Source organism: Verrucomicrobiota bacterium (genome assembly GCA_016200005.1).
Lineage (GTDB): Bacteria > Verrucomicrobiota > Verrucomicrobiia > Limisphaerales > PALSA-1396 > PALSA-1396.
Map to the genome: position 1 here is coordinate 102,422 of JACQFP010000047.1, position 17,549 is coordinate 119,970.

Genomic DNA, 17,549 nt, shown 5'->3' on the forward strand with positions numbered 1-17,549 from the left:
GTTTCCGGCACGCCGGCAACGGCGGCACTGAACCTTGATCTAAACGCCAAGACCCGCGATGGCAGCGCGGAGCTTTCGTTCTACAACTTTCTGCCGTTCGGCCCCATGAATTTTTTGCCCGTCGCTCTCGGCCACGTAAAACGTGTCAATCGCCGCGCCTTTTTCGGTGCAGATCTTGGCGACGGAAATGTCCAGGTCGAGTTCCGTCACCGTTTGCGAGATGACAAAAAGCAGTCCAAGGCGGTCTTCGGTTTCGATTTCGATCACGGTGCTGCTTTCGGAAGCGTCGTTGTCGATGTGGATCCGCGTGGGGATGTGTTCCCCTTCCAGCGATTCGTAGAGCGGCCGGCTGATGCGATGTCGCTCGATGAGCGCGTGAAAATCAACTTCGCCGCCGGTCAGCACTTTCAAGAGCAGGCTTTCAAAGTTTGTCCGTTCCGGTTCTTCGGCCAGCAAACCCGTCCGCGCATTGGTGACGTAAAAAGTATCCAGCACGATGCCGTCGTCGCGCGTGAAAATCTGGGCGCTGAGGATGTTCAGGCCGCAGGCGCTGAACGAGCCGGCGATGTTGCTGAACAGGCCCGCGCGGTCCCAAGTGCAGAGTTTCACCGCGCTGTACCCGCGGTCCGGCTCGTTGTGCCAGTTGACGACCGGCTCGAGCGCGCTCTCCTCCTCGCCAATTTGCAGACGCATGAAGCGATGCGCCAGCAGGAGGTCGTCCACGATTTCCTTGACGGTATGAATTTGAAAGTAGCGCGGCGGCAGATTGGCGAAGTGCGCCTGCAATTCCTCATCGCTCAAATGCGGTGGCAACCACTGGCGCACTTCTTCGGCCAGCCGCTCGCGCTGTTTTTCCTCGGCGCGCAGAAACTCGGTGCCGCCCAGCAGCAGCGGCATCGTTTTCAAGTGCAGCGTCCACAGCAGCGAATCCTTGAAGCCATTCCAGAGCTTGTCGCTCGTGGCCAGGGAATCAACGAAGGTATGGAGCGTGAGCAACGTCAGCGTTTCGGGGGTTTGCACCTGCTTGGCGAATTGGCGAATCACTGTCCGGTCTTCCAGGTCGCGTCGCTGGGAGATCATGGTCATCAACAAATGGTGTTCAATGACCCGTCGCAAAGTTTCCGTGGTGGCCGTGTCCAGGCCGAGCCGTTTGGCCACGCGAACCGCGAGTTTGCCGCCGACTTCGGAGTGTTTGCCGTGGCCGTCGGCCTTGCCGGTGTCGTGCAGCAGCAGCGCCAGATAGAGCACGAACGGGCGTTCCAGGCTTTGGAACATCGGCGCGTAGTTCTTGTAGGGTGGATCTTTCGCTTCCCAGATTCGGTCGAGTTTTTCCAGGCAAACCAGCGTGTGCTCGTCGGCGGTGTATTGGTGGTAGAACTCGTGCTGGACCAGGCAGGTCAATTTGCCGAACTCAGGAATGTATTTTCCGAGCAACCCGACATCGTGCATGGCGCGCAGAACGGGCGCCACGTTGCCACGCTGATTGAGGATGGCGAGGAAGGTTTCGCGCACATGTTCGTCGGTCAAAAACGTTTTATCGACCAGCGAAAGCTGATTGCGGATGAGCTGCGCCATGTCGGGATGCAACCTGATGTTGCGTTGTTGCGCGTGAAGAAAAACCCGCATGAGCCGGCGGGGTTGGTCGCGAAAAATGCGCAGCGAACCCGGATGGATGTAACCGTCGAGGAACTTGAACCCATCCACCACCGGCTGGCTCGCGGGGCGTCCGGGGATAAACCCGCGCAGAAACTGGAGGCGCTTGGGCGGCGGCAACAACGCCAGGCGCTGCTCCAGGGTGCGGTTGATGAGGTAAATGTTCCGGGCGTGCGTGTAAACGTCCCGCATGAATTTCTCCAGCCGTTTGCTGGGCGCGCGGTCCGTGTATCCGAGGTTGTGGGCAATGGCGGGTTGCAAATTCTTGGTGAGCACATCAGCCGGACGTTCGACGTGATAATGAAGTTCAGTGCGGACGCGCAGCAAAAAATCGTAGGCCGCTTCGAGCTGTTTCCGTTCGCCGTCGCTGATGAGTTCCCGTTGCTGCAATTCCTTCAATGAGCGGGTGCGGTATTTGAAATACGCCATCCAAAGCAGGTTTTGATGATCGCGCAGCCCACCGCAGCCGTTCTTGATGTTCGGCTCCTGCATGCAGGCGGAGTTGCCGAACTTGGCGTGGCGACCGGCCTGGTCATCCAACCGCTCGGTGATGTATTTGTCTTCCTGGCCCTCCACGCATTTCGCGAACACCGTTTTCTGAAATTTGTTGAAGAGGGCTTCGTCGCCGGTGATGAGCCGTGCTTCGATGAGCGAGGTCTTGGATTGCATGTCGCTGTTGGCGACCTTGACGCAATCCTCAATGCTCCGGACGGAATGACCGACCTTCAGGCCGATGTCCCACAACGGATAGAGAATGCCATCGATTATTTTTGCGAGGTGAGGCAGTGGTTTGCTGCCCGCGACGACCTGGCCATCCTGGAGAAACATGAAATCGATGTCGCTCTGCGGATTCAATTCCGCGCGGCCATAACCGCCAATGGCCACGATTGCCAGCGGCGGAAACTCCTTCTGCGCCTGCGCCGAGAGGCTGCTCTTGGCGGCGTTCCACAAATAACGGATCAGCACGTCGATGATCTCCGCGCGCGCTCGACAGATGTCACGCCCTTTGGTGCCGGCGCGATGCAGCATCTTCAGGCGGTGGGTTTCCACCTTGAGAAAAGTCTTGTAGCGCGCCAGTTCCTGCGCCGGTTGACGACCGGCGGGCAATGGCAGCCGCACCGCTGCATCCGATTCAATTTTGGCGAGTAACGTTTGCATCCGAATCTAAGTTTGTGGGGAAGTTTCTTTGAACGCAAGCGTCAGGCAATTTCGGCGAGAAGATACTGCCTTGTTGCTTTGCTTCGCGGCGCCTTTAACACCTCCAGAAGGCCGTTCTTCTAAGCTTGGAACTTCGGCTTCAAATGCGGGAGGCGCGCTTCCAAGCGTGGAAGACCGGTTTCCAAGTCGGGAGGAAGGTTTTCCCGGCTTGGAAGCCGGGTTTCTGAGGCCAGAGGAAGGGCTTCGCACCGTAGAAGTCGCACTTCAAACGTTGGAAGAAGCTCTCCCGGCGTGGAAATTGAGTTTCTACGCTTGGAAGAACAGTTTCTAAGCGTAGAAAGTGGGGCTTCCGGCAGAGAAATTATGTATTATGCTCAAAATGAGCTATTTACGAATTTCGACTGTCGCTTTTTCACCCCGGATTACGGGGGAGTTGGGCCGGGAGGTGTTGGACCACCGCCTTGCCGAATCCGGCTGCGGATGGTCTGGAGATTCTTCGCCTCAATGCTGCTTTTTCCGAGCATTCCCATCATGGCATCAATCACGCCACTGGTATCGGTGTAGCCGTCGGTGGACGCAGCGTCCAATGCCTTTGTCTTATTTCCCAAATTCACTTTGAGTTGCTCTTGTTCCGTATTGAGCTGGCTCATCGAGGCGAGCTTGGTCTGCAAGCGAGTCAGGTGCGGGCCGACATCAAAGTTCTTTGCCGCCAACGCAGCAGTGTTATTGGCGTCCTGCATGTAGGCGACGACCGCTTGCATGATGCCCGTGGTTTCAGTGAAGGTGTGTGCCATGATTCATCCTTTGGTTGATCGTTTGTCTTTTTGTTTTGAACCCGCCACCCAGGAACGCCAGTGGCGAACTCTGCTTTTATTTTCGCAAATTGCAGTCGCAATCTGAAAAATCCAATGTCCTCGCATCAATTTATCTCATCAGCGCAGTTCGTTTTCTAAATAGGGCGTTTTCCCATCACCCGATGCGGCCGTTAGCCTGCAGGAAAGTGCGCTCAAATATCAGCCACAAGGTCACGCAATCGTACCTTCAAAGCTCTGGCGATTCTCAAGAGCACGTCCACTGTGGGCACTTTATAACCTCGCTCAATCTGACCGACATAAACGGGATTGAGATCAACTCGTTCGGCCAACTTTTCTTGAGTCAAACCTTCCAGTTTGCGGTGCTTGCGAATCCCCTCACCCAGGAGCTTTCGGTCTTTTTGCGTAACCACGATTTCGGAAAAGCGAAGCAAGGCGGGCCGGGAGTGAACAGATTCTAATAGGTATCATTTTTCTCTTGCATTGTTCTGGCATAGGATGAATATGCCTGCGTTGCGATGACCTCCATCGCTTTTCTCGCCGAGGTTCCCACAGGTAAACTTTTGCTCGGATTCATCTTCAAAGTGGCGCTTCACAGCGCTTCTGGTTTGCAACGGCTGGACTCGCCACGAATGAAAACAAACTTATGAAAACTTCCCCTCCCTTCGCTACACTGTTGCTTCTGCTGTCACTTTTGCGGTTGGCTGCCCAACCAGTGCCATCGAGTGACGCGGCTTTTGACCAACCAGCGAGCTTCACTATTGCTGCACGCGAAGCGAACTCGCAACTGCTCCAGCGGGTCACGTGGTCAACCAACGATGATCACGAAGTCAGCGCCACGACCAATGTCGTGACCCAGATTGAAACCGGTTTAAATTATCAGGACCCCAATTCCGGCGAGTGGCTGCCCTCAGAGGAGACCGTGGAACTGCTGCCGGGCGGCACCGGCGCGGTGGCGCGCAAGGCGCAACACACGGTTTTTTTCCCGCCCAGCCTTTACAATGGAGTGATTACTTTGACCACGCCCGAAGGAACGATCCTGCGCAGCCGCCCGACGATGCTGAGTTTTTTTGACGGTCAAAAGAGCGTTCTTATTGGTGAACTGAAGGACTCCATGGGTTATCTCTTGCCGTCGAAGAATCAGATAATCTTTCCGGACACGTTTACCGATGGCATCCATGCCGACGTGATCCTGACGTTTACGAAGTCTGGATTTGAAGCTGATCTGGTGTTTCGCAAGCCCTTGCCGGTGACCCCCGAACAGTTCGGCCTTCGACCTGAGTCCTGCAGAATCCAGTTGCTCACGGAGTTCTTTGACACCGTCGCGCCGGAAAAGGAATCGGAAAGCATCAGTCCCAACGATAGATTGTCCGATTCCGTGTTGCGGTTTGGAACCATGCGGATGATTGCGGGCAAAGGTTTTTTGGTCGGTAATCCAGCGGCGGAACAACCAGCGCTCCCAGTTTTTAAGAACTGGCAAGTCTTGGAGAACCGCTCGTTTTTGGTCGAGGAGGTGCCCTGGCAGAAAATTGAACCGCAGTTGAAGTTGCTGGCGGTCGCCGCAAGTCCGCGAGTCAAGAATTTCGCTTCGACCGACGCCAACACGCGCCGTGCCTCTACGCGCCGTCTGCTTCCGCCGTCACGGTTATCTCAACCCACGACCAACACCATTCAATTGGCCAAAGTCGATGTCAGCAAACAGCCAGGTTTTATTTTGGATTATACCATCGTCAGCAGCGCCACGAATCAAGTTTTCCAAGGCGATACGACGTATTACGTCAGCGGGGCCGTCACGTTGAGTGGCACGACGAAAATTGAAGGAGGCGCCGTGGTGAAATTCACGAACACGTCAGTGGCTAAAATCACCATTAACGGCGCGATCCAATGCCAGACCAGTGCCTACCGGCCCGCAATCTTCACCGCCAAGGATGATAATACGGTTGGCGAAACCATCACGGGCAGCACCGGCAGCCCGACCAATTACTATGGTAATGGATTGTATATCACCAGCAGTTCCAACTCGTTAAGTAATGTGCGCCTGGCGTATGCTTCCTACGCCCTTTATTTTTACCACCGCTGCAGTGGCTGGCTCAACTTGACCAATGTCCAATTCGTCAAATGTCGGTATCCGCTCTATGCCGAAGGGACCGACGTCTTCTGTATGGATTACGAGAGCAACGTAAATCTCAATAATGTGCTTGGTTATGCGTGTGACACTTTTATTTCAGGCCAGTATATCTACCTCAAAAGCCGGAATGTAACGGTCCACGGATGCAACACGCTCGGTTCGGTCCAGGCGGGCGACGGCAGCTATGGATACTGGACCAATGGCCTGCTGGTAGGCGTGACCAATTGGGGTAACATGTACTACGGCACTAACAACACGGCGTACTTTGCAACGGACCCCGGTAACATTTTCCAAACCGTCGGCGCGGGCAGTCACTATCTGGCCGACAACAGCCCGTATCGCAACGCCGGGACGACCAACATCACGGCCAGTCTGCTGGCTGAGTTGAAGAAAAAGACCACTTATCCGCCGATTCTGCTGACGAACACGGTTTCAGTGGATACCACGCTCGTTCCTCAAGCACAGCGGGACACGGACACGCCAGATTTGGGTTTTCATTTCGACCCCATTGATTTCATCACTTGGGTATACACCGTCACCAACGCCACGTTGACTATAAGCAACGGGGCTGCCATCGCCTGTTACAATGACAATGGTATCTGGCTGCAGGACGGCAGCGCGATCATCTCGGTGGGAACGCCGCTTCTCCCCAATTGGTTTGTGCGCTATCAGTTGGTGCAAGAACAGCCCGTGGCGCTGGGTGCTTACACCCCATCTTCCGCCGTGACCGTAAACCCGTACCATACGGGAGCCGTTCATCAAGCCGCTTCGTTCAGGTTCTCCAATTTTTCAGCGCCCGCCAATGGCGGCACGCAGTTATACGACGGTGCTCCGAACTGGCTCTATAGCAACTTGTTTGTCCAGGATTGTCAGATTTGGGGTGGCGCCAACACTTTCAGCGGTGGCAATTCAACCACCGTAATTGTTAACAACAATCTGTTTTATCGTTCATCGTTCAGTGCCTCGGGTTCCTTTACCAATTCGAGTTTGAGCCTCTCCAATAACCTCTTCGTCGGATTGCCGTCGAAAATAATCCTGGTTCAGCCCGCCGGTTGCGTCTGGAATGCGTTTAACAACGTCTTCGATACATGCTGGATTGGACCTGCCGCTACCTGCACCAACGGCTACAACGCCTACATCAATTCCACGAACCGGATCAGTCCGACGAATGTAAACGACATCGTATTGACCAACGCTCTGGGTTACCAATCGGGGCCTTTGGGCGATTTTTATCAACCAACCAATTCATCGCTCATCAACGCCGGCAGCGTGACCAACGCCGGCTGGGTGGGCCTCTACCATTACACTGTCACGACCAATCAAGTGAAGGAGGCCAGTTCCACCGTCGATATTGGTTTTCATTATGTGGCAGTGACGAACGGCGTGCCCATCGACACCGATAGCGACGGTATGCCCGATTATCTGGAAGACGCCAACGGCAACGGCACCGTCAATTCCGGCGAAACCGACTGGCAAAGCGCCACAGATTTAGGTCTCAAGGTCCTTATTACCCGGCCACGGAATGGCAGCACCATCCCTTAAACTAAACTTTACCACTCATGAAAACCATGATCGCTCTCTTACTGTTCTTAACAAACAAATGTGGCACCCGTCGCGCTTTTCCTGATTCCTGCTTAATGAAACGGCTCTTAACAATTTTTTGCGGCCTTCTCTTCGCCGCGAATATCCTGGCGACGGACGTCTACGTTACCATCAGTTTCCAAGGAAACGGCTGTCGTTACCACTGGGAGGTTTACCAGACCTGGCAACACCTTAATGGCTATTGTAACGGTGGCCAGACAAACCATTTATTTTGGTCAGGTTATGATTATGGAACAACCACAAATGGTCATTCAACGACCGCCCTTATTTTTTCATCACCAGCAGGCTGCAAAATCTATCCCGTTGATGACGTGTTCAAGGCTTCCTACACTGCATCCTTTTACCAATGGGACGGCTCTCAGTATGTGCTAACGCAGCAGTCCGCTGAAATGGGCGACAACGGGGGCGGGAGCTACGCCGTGAATTTCGATGCGTGTTCCACGAATGCACCAACGCCTCCGGCTCCTGGCCCACCGCCACCTTGCGAAAACTGCGAAACCTGTTCGGGAATGCCGCGCTGGGGTGTTACTGAGCCTTATATTACCTTCTGGCTGAAGGACGAGCCGCTGGGTTACCAACCAGCCAGTGGACCGCGAGTTGCGCTCGACCTTGGGTACAAACAACACGAGGATGTTACCGGGCAAAATCCATCCAAGTTCAGTGTCGGGCGAAAGTGGAATTTCCCCTGGTTTTCGTTTGTCATTCAAGACGTCTATGGCAATAACGTGGTTCATTTTCCAAACGGCCGGCAGATAACCTTCCAAGGCACGAATGATTACCTTACCAACACGCGGCTCACGGGCGATACAACCAATGGTTTTAGCCTCGCCTATCAGGACGGCAGCAAAGACGTATATGGATTCGTAGTCACAAACGGCGGTGGCGGTTTTGTCCGGGCATTCCTGTCCGAGCGATGGAACGCCCAGTCACAAAAAACCAAATTAAACTATTACAGTTACACGCCGGGCGGCGATCCGGTCATCCGCCTTCAGAACGTTGTGGATGGCGATGGCCGGACCAATTCGATTTATTACGTTTCCACCAACAGCTACAGCACCAACCTGATCAGCCAGGTCGTGGACGCCTTTGGCCGCACCAACTCTTATGCATACGACACCAACGGATTTTTGACGAACATCACCGATGTCGTCGGAATTTCCTCTTCTTTCTCTTACGATGCCAATGGCTGGGTCACGAACCTGACCACGCCCTATGGCACAACGAGTTTTCAGATCACCGATGCCACTGATGCCGCTCCGATTGGCCGGTCCGTCCTGGTGACTGAGCCCAATGGCGCCAAACAACTCTACCTCTACACCAATTCCGCCGCGCTGCCGGTTTCCTACGCGACCAATGACGTGCCCGTCACCTCCCCGTTTACAAACACATTCGATAACGCCGATTTGAATCTGCGCAACAGCTTTCACTGGGACGCCAGGCAGTACGCGGCTTTGTCCACCACGAACATCTCGGGCTTCACCAGCAACGATTTCTTCAAAGCGCGGATGCAACATTGGTTGAAGGCCACCACGAATTCAATGGGGCCAACGCTCTCGCTGACGCGAGAGCCAAGCCCTGATAGTGCCGGCACGACTGAAGGGCAGAAAACCTGGTACGACCATGCAGGCAAGACCAACAGTGCCTACCAAGGTACACAAATCCTTCCATTGTTTGTCGCGCGTGTATTGCCGGATGGAACTACTTCCTTTGCGCGTACCGAGCGCAATGACTGGGGCGCTGTCACGAGTCAAGTGGACACCTACACCAAACCGGACGGAACGGTCGGCCAGCGCACGAACACGTTCACTTATGCGAGTAACAATATCGATGTACTCACGCATATCAGCGCGGACGGCACCCAGGTTTCCAGCAATTATTTCAACGCCAATCACCAGGTGTTGACGAACCTCAACGCGCTCAACGAAATGACGATCTATACTTACGACAGCAGCAACCGCGTCACCAGCATCAAACGCCCCAGCGGCCTGACGACGACGAACCTCTACAACAGCGACGGAACTTTGGCCAAAACCATCGATCTGGAAATCAACCGGACCAACTCGTTCACATACGCGAACGGCCTCGTCTATTCGCAGACCGATGAGCGCGGCCTGACGATCACCAACACCTGGGACAATTTGCAACGGCTGATCAAAGTCACTTATCCCGACGGCACGTTCATAACGAACATCTATAACAATCTCGATCTCGTTCGGGTAGTTGATCGCATGGGTTTCACCAATTCTTTTGGCTACGATTCCATGCGGCGCAAAACTGCGGAGACCAACGCCCTGGGCAATTACACACTTTACAGTTATTGCACCTGCGGCTCGCTGGATTCGGTGCGGGATGCTGCGGGCAATTACACGTACTTCTACTACGATAATATCGGGCGGCAATCGGCAACGGTTTATCCTGACGGTTACGCCGTGACCAATCGTTACAATTTGATCGGTCAGGTGACCAACGTGATCGACAGCGCCGGAGTCAGCGTCACCAACTGGTTTAACAATCAAGGTTTGCAATTCAGCGTCAGCAACGCATTCGGCCAGACGACCAAACTCAGTCTTGATCTTGAGGATCGCGCAACCAACTCGATCGATGCCAACGGTGTCAGTATCGACACGACCTATGATGCTTTGGGTCGCACATTGACCCGCACGTATCCAGACGGCGGCGTGGAGAAGTTTGGCTACACGACTAACGGGCTGGTTGCCTACACCAACCAGTTGAATCAGGTAACACGGTATGTCTATGACGTTGCGGGGAGAAAAACTTATGAGACCAACGCCAACAGCGAAGTGACCCAATTTGCTTACAACGCCGCGGGTGATCGGCTGGCGCTGACGGATGGCAAGAGTCAGACCACCACTTGGACTTATGACATCTACGGACGCATGAGCAACAAGGTGGACGCCGCAAGCAACATCCTGTTCGTTTATTCCTACGATCCGGGCAACCGTTTGACCAATCGTTGGAGCATTGCCAAAGGCAACACGGTTTACAAATACGACGCAGTCGGGAGCCTGACGAATATCGATTACAACGTAAGCCCGGACATCACGCTCCAATACGACGCCCTGAATCGGCTGACGAATATGGTGGACGCGGTGGGGACGAGCGTTTATACGTATAACACCATCGGCCAGTTGTTGAGCGAGGACGGCCCCTGGGCCAATGACACCGTGAGCTACAGTTACGACAGCGGACGGCGGCGTAGCGGGTTGACAATACTTGCACCCAACGCTTCAGCGTGGACCCAGAGTTATGGTTACGACAGTGCTAATCGGATGACGAACATCACCTCACCAGCCGGAGCCTTTGGTTACACGCTCGGAGGGACGAGCTCTGCGAGTTCCCTAATTAAAAGACTTACGCTTCCCAATGGCGCTTACATCACCAACACCTTCGACAGCGTCGCCCGACTCACCGGCACGTATTTAAAGAACAGCGGCAACAGCGTTCTCAACTCGCATGAGTACCTGAACAACTCGGGCAATCAAAGGACAAAGCAAACATTCACGGCGAGTAATTACGTGGATTATACATACGATGGTATCGGGCAGTTGAAAACTGCCTTTGGAAAAGAGTCCGGTGGCACCACGAATCGGTTGCAGGAACAGCTTGGCTACGCCTACGATGCGGCGCATAACCTGAACTGCCGCACGAACAACGCGCTGGTGCAAGCGTTCAACGTGAACAACCTAAACGAACTTACCACTGCCACAAACAGCGGCACGCTTACGGTAGCCGGCACGACCACCAGTGCGGCTACGAATGTCACCGTGAACAGCCAGACGGCGACGCTCTATCTGGACAACACGTTTGCGAAGGCGGGATTTACGGTGACGAATGGCAACAACACCTACACCGCCATAGCGCAGGACACCTACAACCGCAAAGACACCAACAGTATCACAGTCAATCTACCCGCGACAAATAGCTACACTTACGATCTCAACGGAAATCTTCTTTCCGATGGCAAACGCGGCCTCGAGTACGACGATGAGAATCAGTTGATGCGCGTCACAGTGACCAACGCTTTCAAGAAGGAATACCTCTACGACGGGAAGATGCGGCTGCGCGTTCGCAAGGAATTTACGTGGCAGGGCGGCGCCTGGGCGCAAACTAATGAGATCCATTTTGTTTGGGACCTCGATGTCGTCATTCAGGAGCGGGACGCTAACAATCTGCCCAGGCTGACCCTCACACGCGGACTGGATTTAAGTGGCAGTTTGCAGGGAGCGGGCGGCATCGGCGGGTTGCTGGCGATGACGGAGAATTCCGTTCTGAACCCGGAGCATAGTTACTATCACGCGGACGGGAACGGAAACGTGACGATGCTGATAAACACGAATCAATTTCAGGTTGGGAAATATCTCTACGATCCTTTCGGCAATCCGTTGTCCGCGAGCGGAACAAAGACCTTTGTGAATCCCATTTGGTTTTCGAGCCAAATCTACGATTGGGACACGGGCTTCTTGCATTACAAGTTCCGCATTTACATTCCTGAACTGCATCGCTGGCTAAATAGGGATCCAATTGCCGAGAATGGCGGTGTCAACTTGTACGCCTTTCTGTTGAACTCGCCAACGTCGTTTATCGATCTTTTCGGTTTTGGAACGTGGGAGATTTACAACGATGATCTTGATTTGAACCGGCCTGGAATTAACCCGCGTGCTAAAGAACCAGCCGGATTCTCCGTTGTTTATAAACCGGATGATGGTGAGTGCTCTGAGGGCAAGATCATACTTTACCAGATTGTAAGTCAAAAGAGCTTGTTCGGACAATCACCTACTGTTGACGCCCCAACCGATCCATATGGGCGCCATCCGAAAGGGGTTAAATGCCCGCTACCGCCGCAAATGACACCGGACAAACCAGGCGTTCCCAATTCATACCAAGATTCTCCTGAAGGTGGGGGGTATGTTTTTGAATTTACTGCTGTGGCGATTTGTCGCGATAAATGCAAGGAGTTGAAGCTACTCAGTACCTTCTATTTTGAATTCGATTCCAAGACTCGGAAGATTATCAAACGAGATCCAAAGTATAAGAAGCATTTCAAGAAAGGCATGGAGCAGTGGTGGGAAGGTGATAAATCTATTAAGAATTACTATCCAAATGGGATCTGTTGGTAGATGTCACCTCTTATGTTGAATATGAATCGCTTTTCAAAAAATAGACTTTTTCTCGGTTCCATCGCAGGTGTGCTCGCCTGTATCTATGTATACTTTTATAATCAAATCGGTATTTTACGAACCGACAAAGAAACAGAGGTTTTGAATCAGATAACCGCATATTACTTAAGATTTCAGTGGTGCGCCCTAATCATCCCACTGGCTGGATTCTTTTTTCTTGCGAGATTTCAAACTCTCAGAAGGAGATTAAGACTATCTGTGTATCCAGAACTGCTGTTCATTTTTGCAGTCGGCTGGATCTTCATGTCCATAATCATTTGGGAGTTGCAACGGGCAAATGCCCCGATCAGGTTGCGTCGCTTACTTGATCAAGAAAAAGAAATGACTCATCCCGAAAATATGGCTCCTGCTGAAAATAATCCTTCAAAGTGATCGGGAGGGATGAGTCAAACATCTACGCTACTAACGCCAATAGCGAACTCACGCAGTTCACTTACAACGCTGCCGGCGACCGACTTACGCTGACAGACGGCAAGAACCAGACCACCACCTGGACTTATTTGAACTCGACACGCCAACCATAGCACCCTTGTTGCCAATAGATTTTGAACACTGGAACAGCTTCTCGGCTACGAACACTTCTCGGAATGAAGCAAAGCTCCCGTACATCAAACTGAACATCCAAACGCCATGCCCGCCTCGTGGCGCTGTCCCGGTCAACCAAGGGCGTTGTGGGAGGATTTTTCACTCGCAATGCCCGGATCGCCTTCGGTCATGGATGCGACTGTCCCAGCTATGTGGCCCCGGTTTATTCCGGAAGTCTGCCGCGAGGTCAACAACCTTCTCACCACTCGACAACGCAATTCGGTTACCATGTGTTCGGGCGGGAAGCTTTTTATGCCTGCCGTAAGCGTTCTCCAAGATTTATATTGAGTACGTCTTTTGCATCGTCAAACGCCACTGCAACCTTGTGACCGCTGCGGTTTTTGTTACTTTGCCATCGTAATGTCCGTCAATGTTGATCCTGATGCTTCCCTGATGCTCCGCGTTAAGCGGGGTGACATGGACGCTTTCGCCGGGTTGGTGGACAAGTACAAACAGCCGGTAACCAATCTCGTCGGTCGGATGTTGAACGACGTGACGGAAGCTGAAGACGTGGCGCAAAATGTTTTCCTCCAGGTTTACAAGTCTGCTCACCGCTATGAAGTCTCCGCCAAGTTTTCCACCTGGCTGTTCACCATCGCTCGAAATCTTTGCCTGAATGAAATTCGTCGTCGTTCGCGGCACCCGACGGATTCGCTGTATGCCACGCACGCCGATCAGGACGACCAGCCATTGCGCCAGTTCAAGGATGAAAAAACCTTTTCTCCGCCCGATGCCCTGTTGCACGGCGAACTCGAACACAAGATCACCGAGGCGCTGGCCGAATTGCCGGAACACCAGCGCACCGCCATTTTGCTCTGTCGCGGGGATGAATTGAGCTACGAAGAAATCGCTGAGGTGCTGGGCTGCTCGTTGTCCGCGACCAAGTCGTTGATTCACCGTGGCCGGGAAACCTTGAAACAAAAACTCAAACCCTACCTGCGCACCGGCGTCTGGCGGGAGACTCCAGAATGAAAGCAACTTTACCGTAGTGACGGTTATTAAAAGAAAGGCAACTGATATGAATGATCCGCTCTACCATCAACTGCGTGAACTAAGCTGGCGGCGCAAGCTGACCGACGCCGAGGAGGCGCAAATACGGGCGTTTCTGGCGGCGCATCCGGAAGCGCAAACCGACTGGGAGAGAGAAGTCGGTTTGAACCGGCTTTTGGAACATTTGCCGGACGTGCCAGTGGCGTCGAATTTCACCGCTCGTGTCCTGCAAGCCGTGGAACGGGAGGCAGGCCAACAAGCTCGCGCGGCGAAGTTTATGAGGAAACTGTGGTGGCCAGCGGTGGGCTGGTTGCCAAGAGCGGCTGTCGTCGCAGTTGTTCTGTGCATTGGCGTGTTCGGCTACCATCATCATCGGGTCACCGTCCGGAAACAAATGGCGAAAAGCCTGGCCCCGGTTTCCAACATTATCTCTTTCACCAGTCTGGAGATTTGGGAACATTTTGACGACATCAACCGGTTGAGTCAGACCCCACCGCAGGCGGATCGTGAATTGCTGGCGTTGCGTTATTGAAATGAAGCGAGGCCAGTCCATTTTCGTCCTTCGCGATTCTGCAGCCCTATTCCTCGGTTTGGGCTGCTGCCTGTTGGCGCTCACGCAGCTTACTGGTCAGCCTGCCACGACTCTCATCGCGCCCGTCCGTCCGGCTGCGCCAAATGTCGCCGCCAACACTAACGCGGCCGCTTCGCTCATCAAATCGCCCGTCGATTCATTTCGCGAACTGCTCGCGATGGACGTGGACGAACGCGAGGCGCGGTTGGCGGGACGCGACCCGGCAGACCGGCAGGCCATCCTGGCAAAATTGCAGGAATATGAATCGCTCGCGCCCGAAGAGCGCGAATTGCGGCTGAGCACCACGCAACTCCAGTGGTACATGTTACGGTTCATGAAGACGCCCGCGACCAACTGGCCTGCGATCCTCGCCTCTGTTCCCAAGGTCGATCGCGCTTTGGTTGAACACCGGATGAATCAATGGGTCATTCTGCCGCCGCCGTTGCAAACGGAGATTCTCGAATACGAATCCACCAGCCGTTACTTCGGTTTGTCCCCGGATACCATTGCCAAGACTTCAAAAGTTTCGCCACCGCTCCCGGAGAACGAACGCCGGGAAGTGGAAGCGAGACTGGCCCACTGGAATGCTTTGCCTCCGGACGATCAGCGGCGGATGAGGGATCAGTTCAATCATTTCTTTGAACTCACTCCGGCCGAAAAGGAGAAAACACTCAGTTCGCTTTCCGAACCCGAGCGGGCGCAAATGGAAAAAACCCTCCAGTCCTTTCAGCAACTGCCCAAGGCCACCCGCGAACTTTGTCTGCAATCGTTTGGTCGGTTCGCCCGCATGAGCGCCTACGAGCAGCAACGGTTTTTGAAGAACGCCGAACGTTGGCGGGAAATGTCACCCGGTGAACGCGATGCCTGGAAACGACTCGTTCATTACCTTGCCGACACGCCGCCGATGCCGCAGGGATTGGATCCCTTGCCCCCGGGCTTGCGGCTGGATCCGCACCTGGCCGCACCTGGCGTCCCCGACAGTGTGCCCTTGGCCACGAACAGCGTGCGCTGATTCGACCTTGTCACTCTCCCCGGCACTCTTTAAGTTGCGGCAACGTGCATAAAATCGCGCTTCAACTCGGCGGGCTTTCCATCCACTGGTACGGGGTCCTCGTGGCGTTGGGCTTTCTGGCCGGGCTTTGGACGGCGAGCCGACGCGGATTGCGCGATGGCGTGGCGGCGGAAAAAATCATCGACCTCGGTCCCTGGCTCATGCTCGGCACCATCGTAGGGGCGCGCACGCTCTATGTGATTTCGTATTGGGACACGCTGTTCGTGGACCCGTTGTTTCCGCGCGCGCCGTGGACGGAAATTTTCATGGTGCAACGTGGTGGTCTGGTTTTTTACGGCGGGCTGATCGGCGCGTCCCTGGCTGGCATTATCTACGTTCGCGCAAAAGAACTTCCGCTATGGAAACTGGCCGACATTCTGGCACCGAGCATCGCGTTGGGCCACGCTATCGGTCGCATCGGTTGTTTGATGAACGGCTGCTGTTACGGCCGCGCTTGCGATCTCCCGTGGGCGATCCATTTCCCGAAAGGCCACGAGACTTATCCCCACCGAGTACATCCAACACAGATTTACGAATCGTTGTTGAACTTTGCGCTCTATGCGGCGCTGGCGTGGCTTTATCGCCGCAAGAAATTCAACGGCCAGGTTTTTGCAACCTATCTGGTCTGCTACGCCTTGTTGCGCACGCTCGTCGAATCGTTTCGCGGCGATTATCCCGTTTACTATCTCGGCGGGATGGTGACGCCCGCCCAATTGGTCAGCCTCGGCATTTTAGCGGTGGGTTTGTTGCTGTTCTGGAAACTGCCCCGTCGCCAGGAAAAACGAGGATAGCGGAGGATGCAGCCAGAAGTCAGAAGTCAGAGGCCAGATGTCAGAAGCCAGGAGACGGCTCTCCGGCCGCAGACCTCCGACCTCCGACTTCCTCGCCCCCTCCTCCTCGCCGGTCCGACAGCCGTCGGCAAATCGGAAGTCGCGCTGCGGCTGGCCGATCAGCTCGGTGGCGAAATCATCAGTGTCGATTCCATGCAGGTTTATCGCGGCCTTGACATCGGCACCGCGAAGCCGTCGCTGGAAGAACGTCAGCGCGTGCCGCACCATTTGATTGATGTCGTCGATCTGACCGAATCGTTCGACGCCGCCCAATTTGCGCGGCTTGCTCATCAGGCCGTGGAGGACATTCAAGCGCGTCGTCGTGTGCCCATCTTGTGCGGCGGCAGCGGCCTTTATTTCAAAGCCTTTATCGAGGGTTTGGGCGATGCGCCGCCGGCCGATGAAACATTGCGCGCAGAGTTGCAAGCGACTCCGCTGTCGGATTTGTTGCGGGAATTGGAAGCGCGCGACCCGGCGACTTTTGAAAAAATTGATCGCCAGAATCCGCGCCGCGTCATTCGCGCCATCGAGGTGATTCGCTTGACTGGCAAACCCTTTTCCACGCAACGCGCTGAGTGGAGTCACACATCACGCATCACGCATCACGCAGCCAACTCCTTCTGCCTTGCCCGCGAAAGCGCCAATCTTCGTGCGCGCATCGACGCTCGCGTGGACACGATGTTCCGGGAGGGGCTGATCGAGGAAACCCGACGGCTGTTGGATCTCGGTCTGGCTGAAAACGAAACCGCCATGCAGTCGCTTGGCTACCGGCAAGCGGTCGAACACCTACGCGGAGTGCGGTCGCTGGCTGCAACCGTCGAACTCGTCAAAGTTCGCACGCGCCAATTCGCCAAACGCCAGATGACGTGGTTTCGGCGACAGTTGAATTTGGAGTGGATTGAATTGGAAGCAGACGATTCACCCGCCCGCGTCGCCGGGCTTGTGAAAGTTCGGTCAACAGGCTAGTCTGG

General features: G+C 54.4%; 12 protein-coding genes. 9 read left to right on the forward strand and 3 right to left on the reverse strand.

The genetic code is table 11. From position 1 onward, the window contains the following. Positions 1 to 39: 39 nt before the first annotated feature. From glnD to HY298_16940, 3 genes are all read right to left on the reverse strand, one after another. A complete protein-coding gene (glnD, locus tag HY298_16930; GenBank protein ID MBI3851943.1) occupies positions 40 to 2,811 on the reverse strand; it encodes a [protein-PII] uridylyltransferase in 2,772 nt (923 codons plus the stop codon). Positions 2,812 to 3,233: 422 nt separating this feature from the next. After that, positions 3,234 to 3,605 carry a hypothetical protein gene (locus tag HY298_16935; GenBank protein ID MBI3851944.1) on the reverse strand — a complete coding sequence of 124 codons (372 nt, stop codon included), beginning with the start codon at positions 3,603 to 3,605 and terminating at the stop codon, positions 3,234 to 3,236. Between the two features lie 212 nt (positions 3,606 to 3,817). Next, entirely contained in the window at positions 3,818 to 4,039 is a 222-nt protein-coding gene (locus HY298_16940) for a helix-turn-helix transcriptional regulator (protein MBI3851945.1), read from the reverse strand. Between the two features lie 230 nt (positions 4,040 to 4,269). On the opposite strand from HY298_16940, the gene HY298_16945 reads away from it, so the two are divergent. The 9 genes from HY298_16945 to miaA all read left to right on the forward strand — a co-directional run bounded on the left by HY298_16945 (position 4,270) and on the right by miaA (position 17,544). After that, positions 4,270 to 7,293 carry a hypothetical protein gene (locus HY298_16945; GenBank protein ID MBI3851946.1) on the forward strand — a complete coding sequence of 1,008 codons (3,024 nt, stop codon included), beginning with the start codon at positions 4,270 to 4,272 and terminating at the stop codon, positions 7,291 to 7,293. A 95-nt stretch (positions 7,294 to 7,388) separates the two neighbouring features. Continuing rightward, positions 7,389 to 12,491 carry an RHS repeat-associated core domain-containing protein gene (locus tag HY298_16950; protein ID MBI3851947.1) on the forward strand — a complete coding sequence of 1,701 codons (5,103 nt, stop codon included), beginning with the start codon at positions 7,389 to 7,391 and terminating at the stop codon, positions 12,489 to 12,491. Between the two features lie 21 nt (positions 12,492 to 12,512). Then, positions 12,513 to 12,923, forward strand: coding sequence for a hypothetical protein (locus HY298_16955; GenBank protein MBI3851948.1), 411 nt, complete (start codon positions 12,513 to 12,515; stop codon positions 12,921 to 12,923). Further along, on the forward strand, positions 12,920 to 13,075 hold the full coding sequence (locus HY298_16960; protein ID MBI3851949.1) for a hypothetical protein: 156 nt from the start codon (positions 12,920 to 12,922) through the stop codon (positions 13,073 to 13,075). Before HY298_16955 ends, HY298_16960 begins: the two co-directional genes overlap by 4 nt. A gap of 421 nt (positions 13,076 to 13,496) precedes the next feature. Beyond that, a complete protein-coding gene (locus HY298_16965) occupies positions 13,497 to 14,108 on the forward strand; it encodes a sigma-70 family RNA polymerase sigma factor (GenBank protein ID MBI3851950.1) in 612 nt (203 codons plus the stop codon). Positions 14,109 to 14,154: 46 nt separating this feature from the next. Further along, positions 14,155 to 14,658: a hypothetical protein gene (locus HY298_16970; protein MBI3851951.1), complete on the forward strand. Its 504-nt coding sequence runs from the start codon at positions 14,155 to 14,157 to the stop codon at positions 14,656 to 14,658. Between the two features lies 1 nt (position 14,659). Beyond that, positions 14,660 to 15,709, forward strand: coding sequence for a DUF3106 domain-containing protein (locus HY298_16975; protein MBI3851952.1), 1,050 nt, complete (start codon positions 14,660 to 14,662; stop codon positions 15,707 to 15,709). 44 nt (positions 15,710 to 15,753) lie between these two features. After that, a complete protein-coding gene (gene lgt, locus HY298_16980; protein MBI3851953.1) occupies positions 15,754 to 16,539 on the forward strand; it encodes a prolipoprotein diacylglyceryl transferase in 786 nt (261 codons plus the stop codon). 6 nt (positions 16,540 to 16,545) lie between these two features. Beyond that, positions 16,546 to 17,544 carry a tRNA (adenosine(37)-N6)-dimethylallyltransferase MiaA gene (miaA, locus tag HY298_16985; protein MBI3851954.1) on the forward strand — a complete coding sequence of 333 codons (999 nt, stop codon included), beginning with the start codon at positions 16,546 to 16,548 and terminating at the stop codon, positions 17,542 to 17,544. The last annotated feature ends 5 nt before the right edge of the window (positions 17,545 to 17,549 follow it).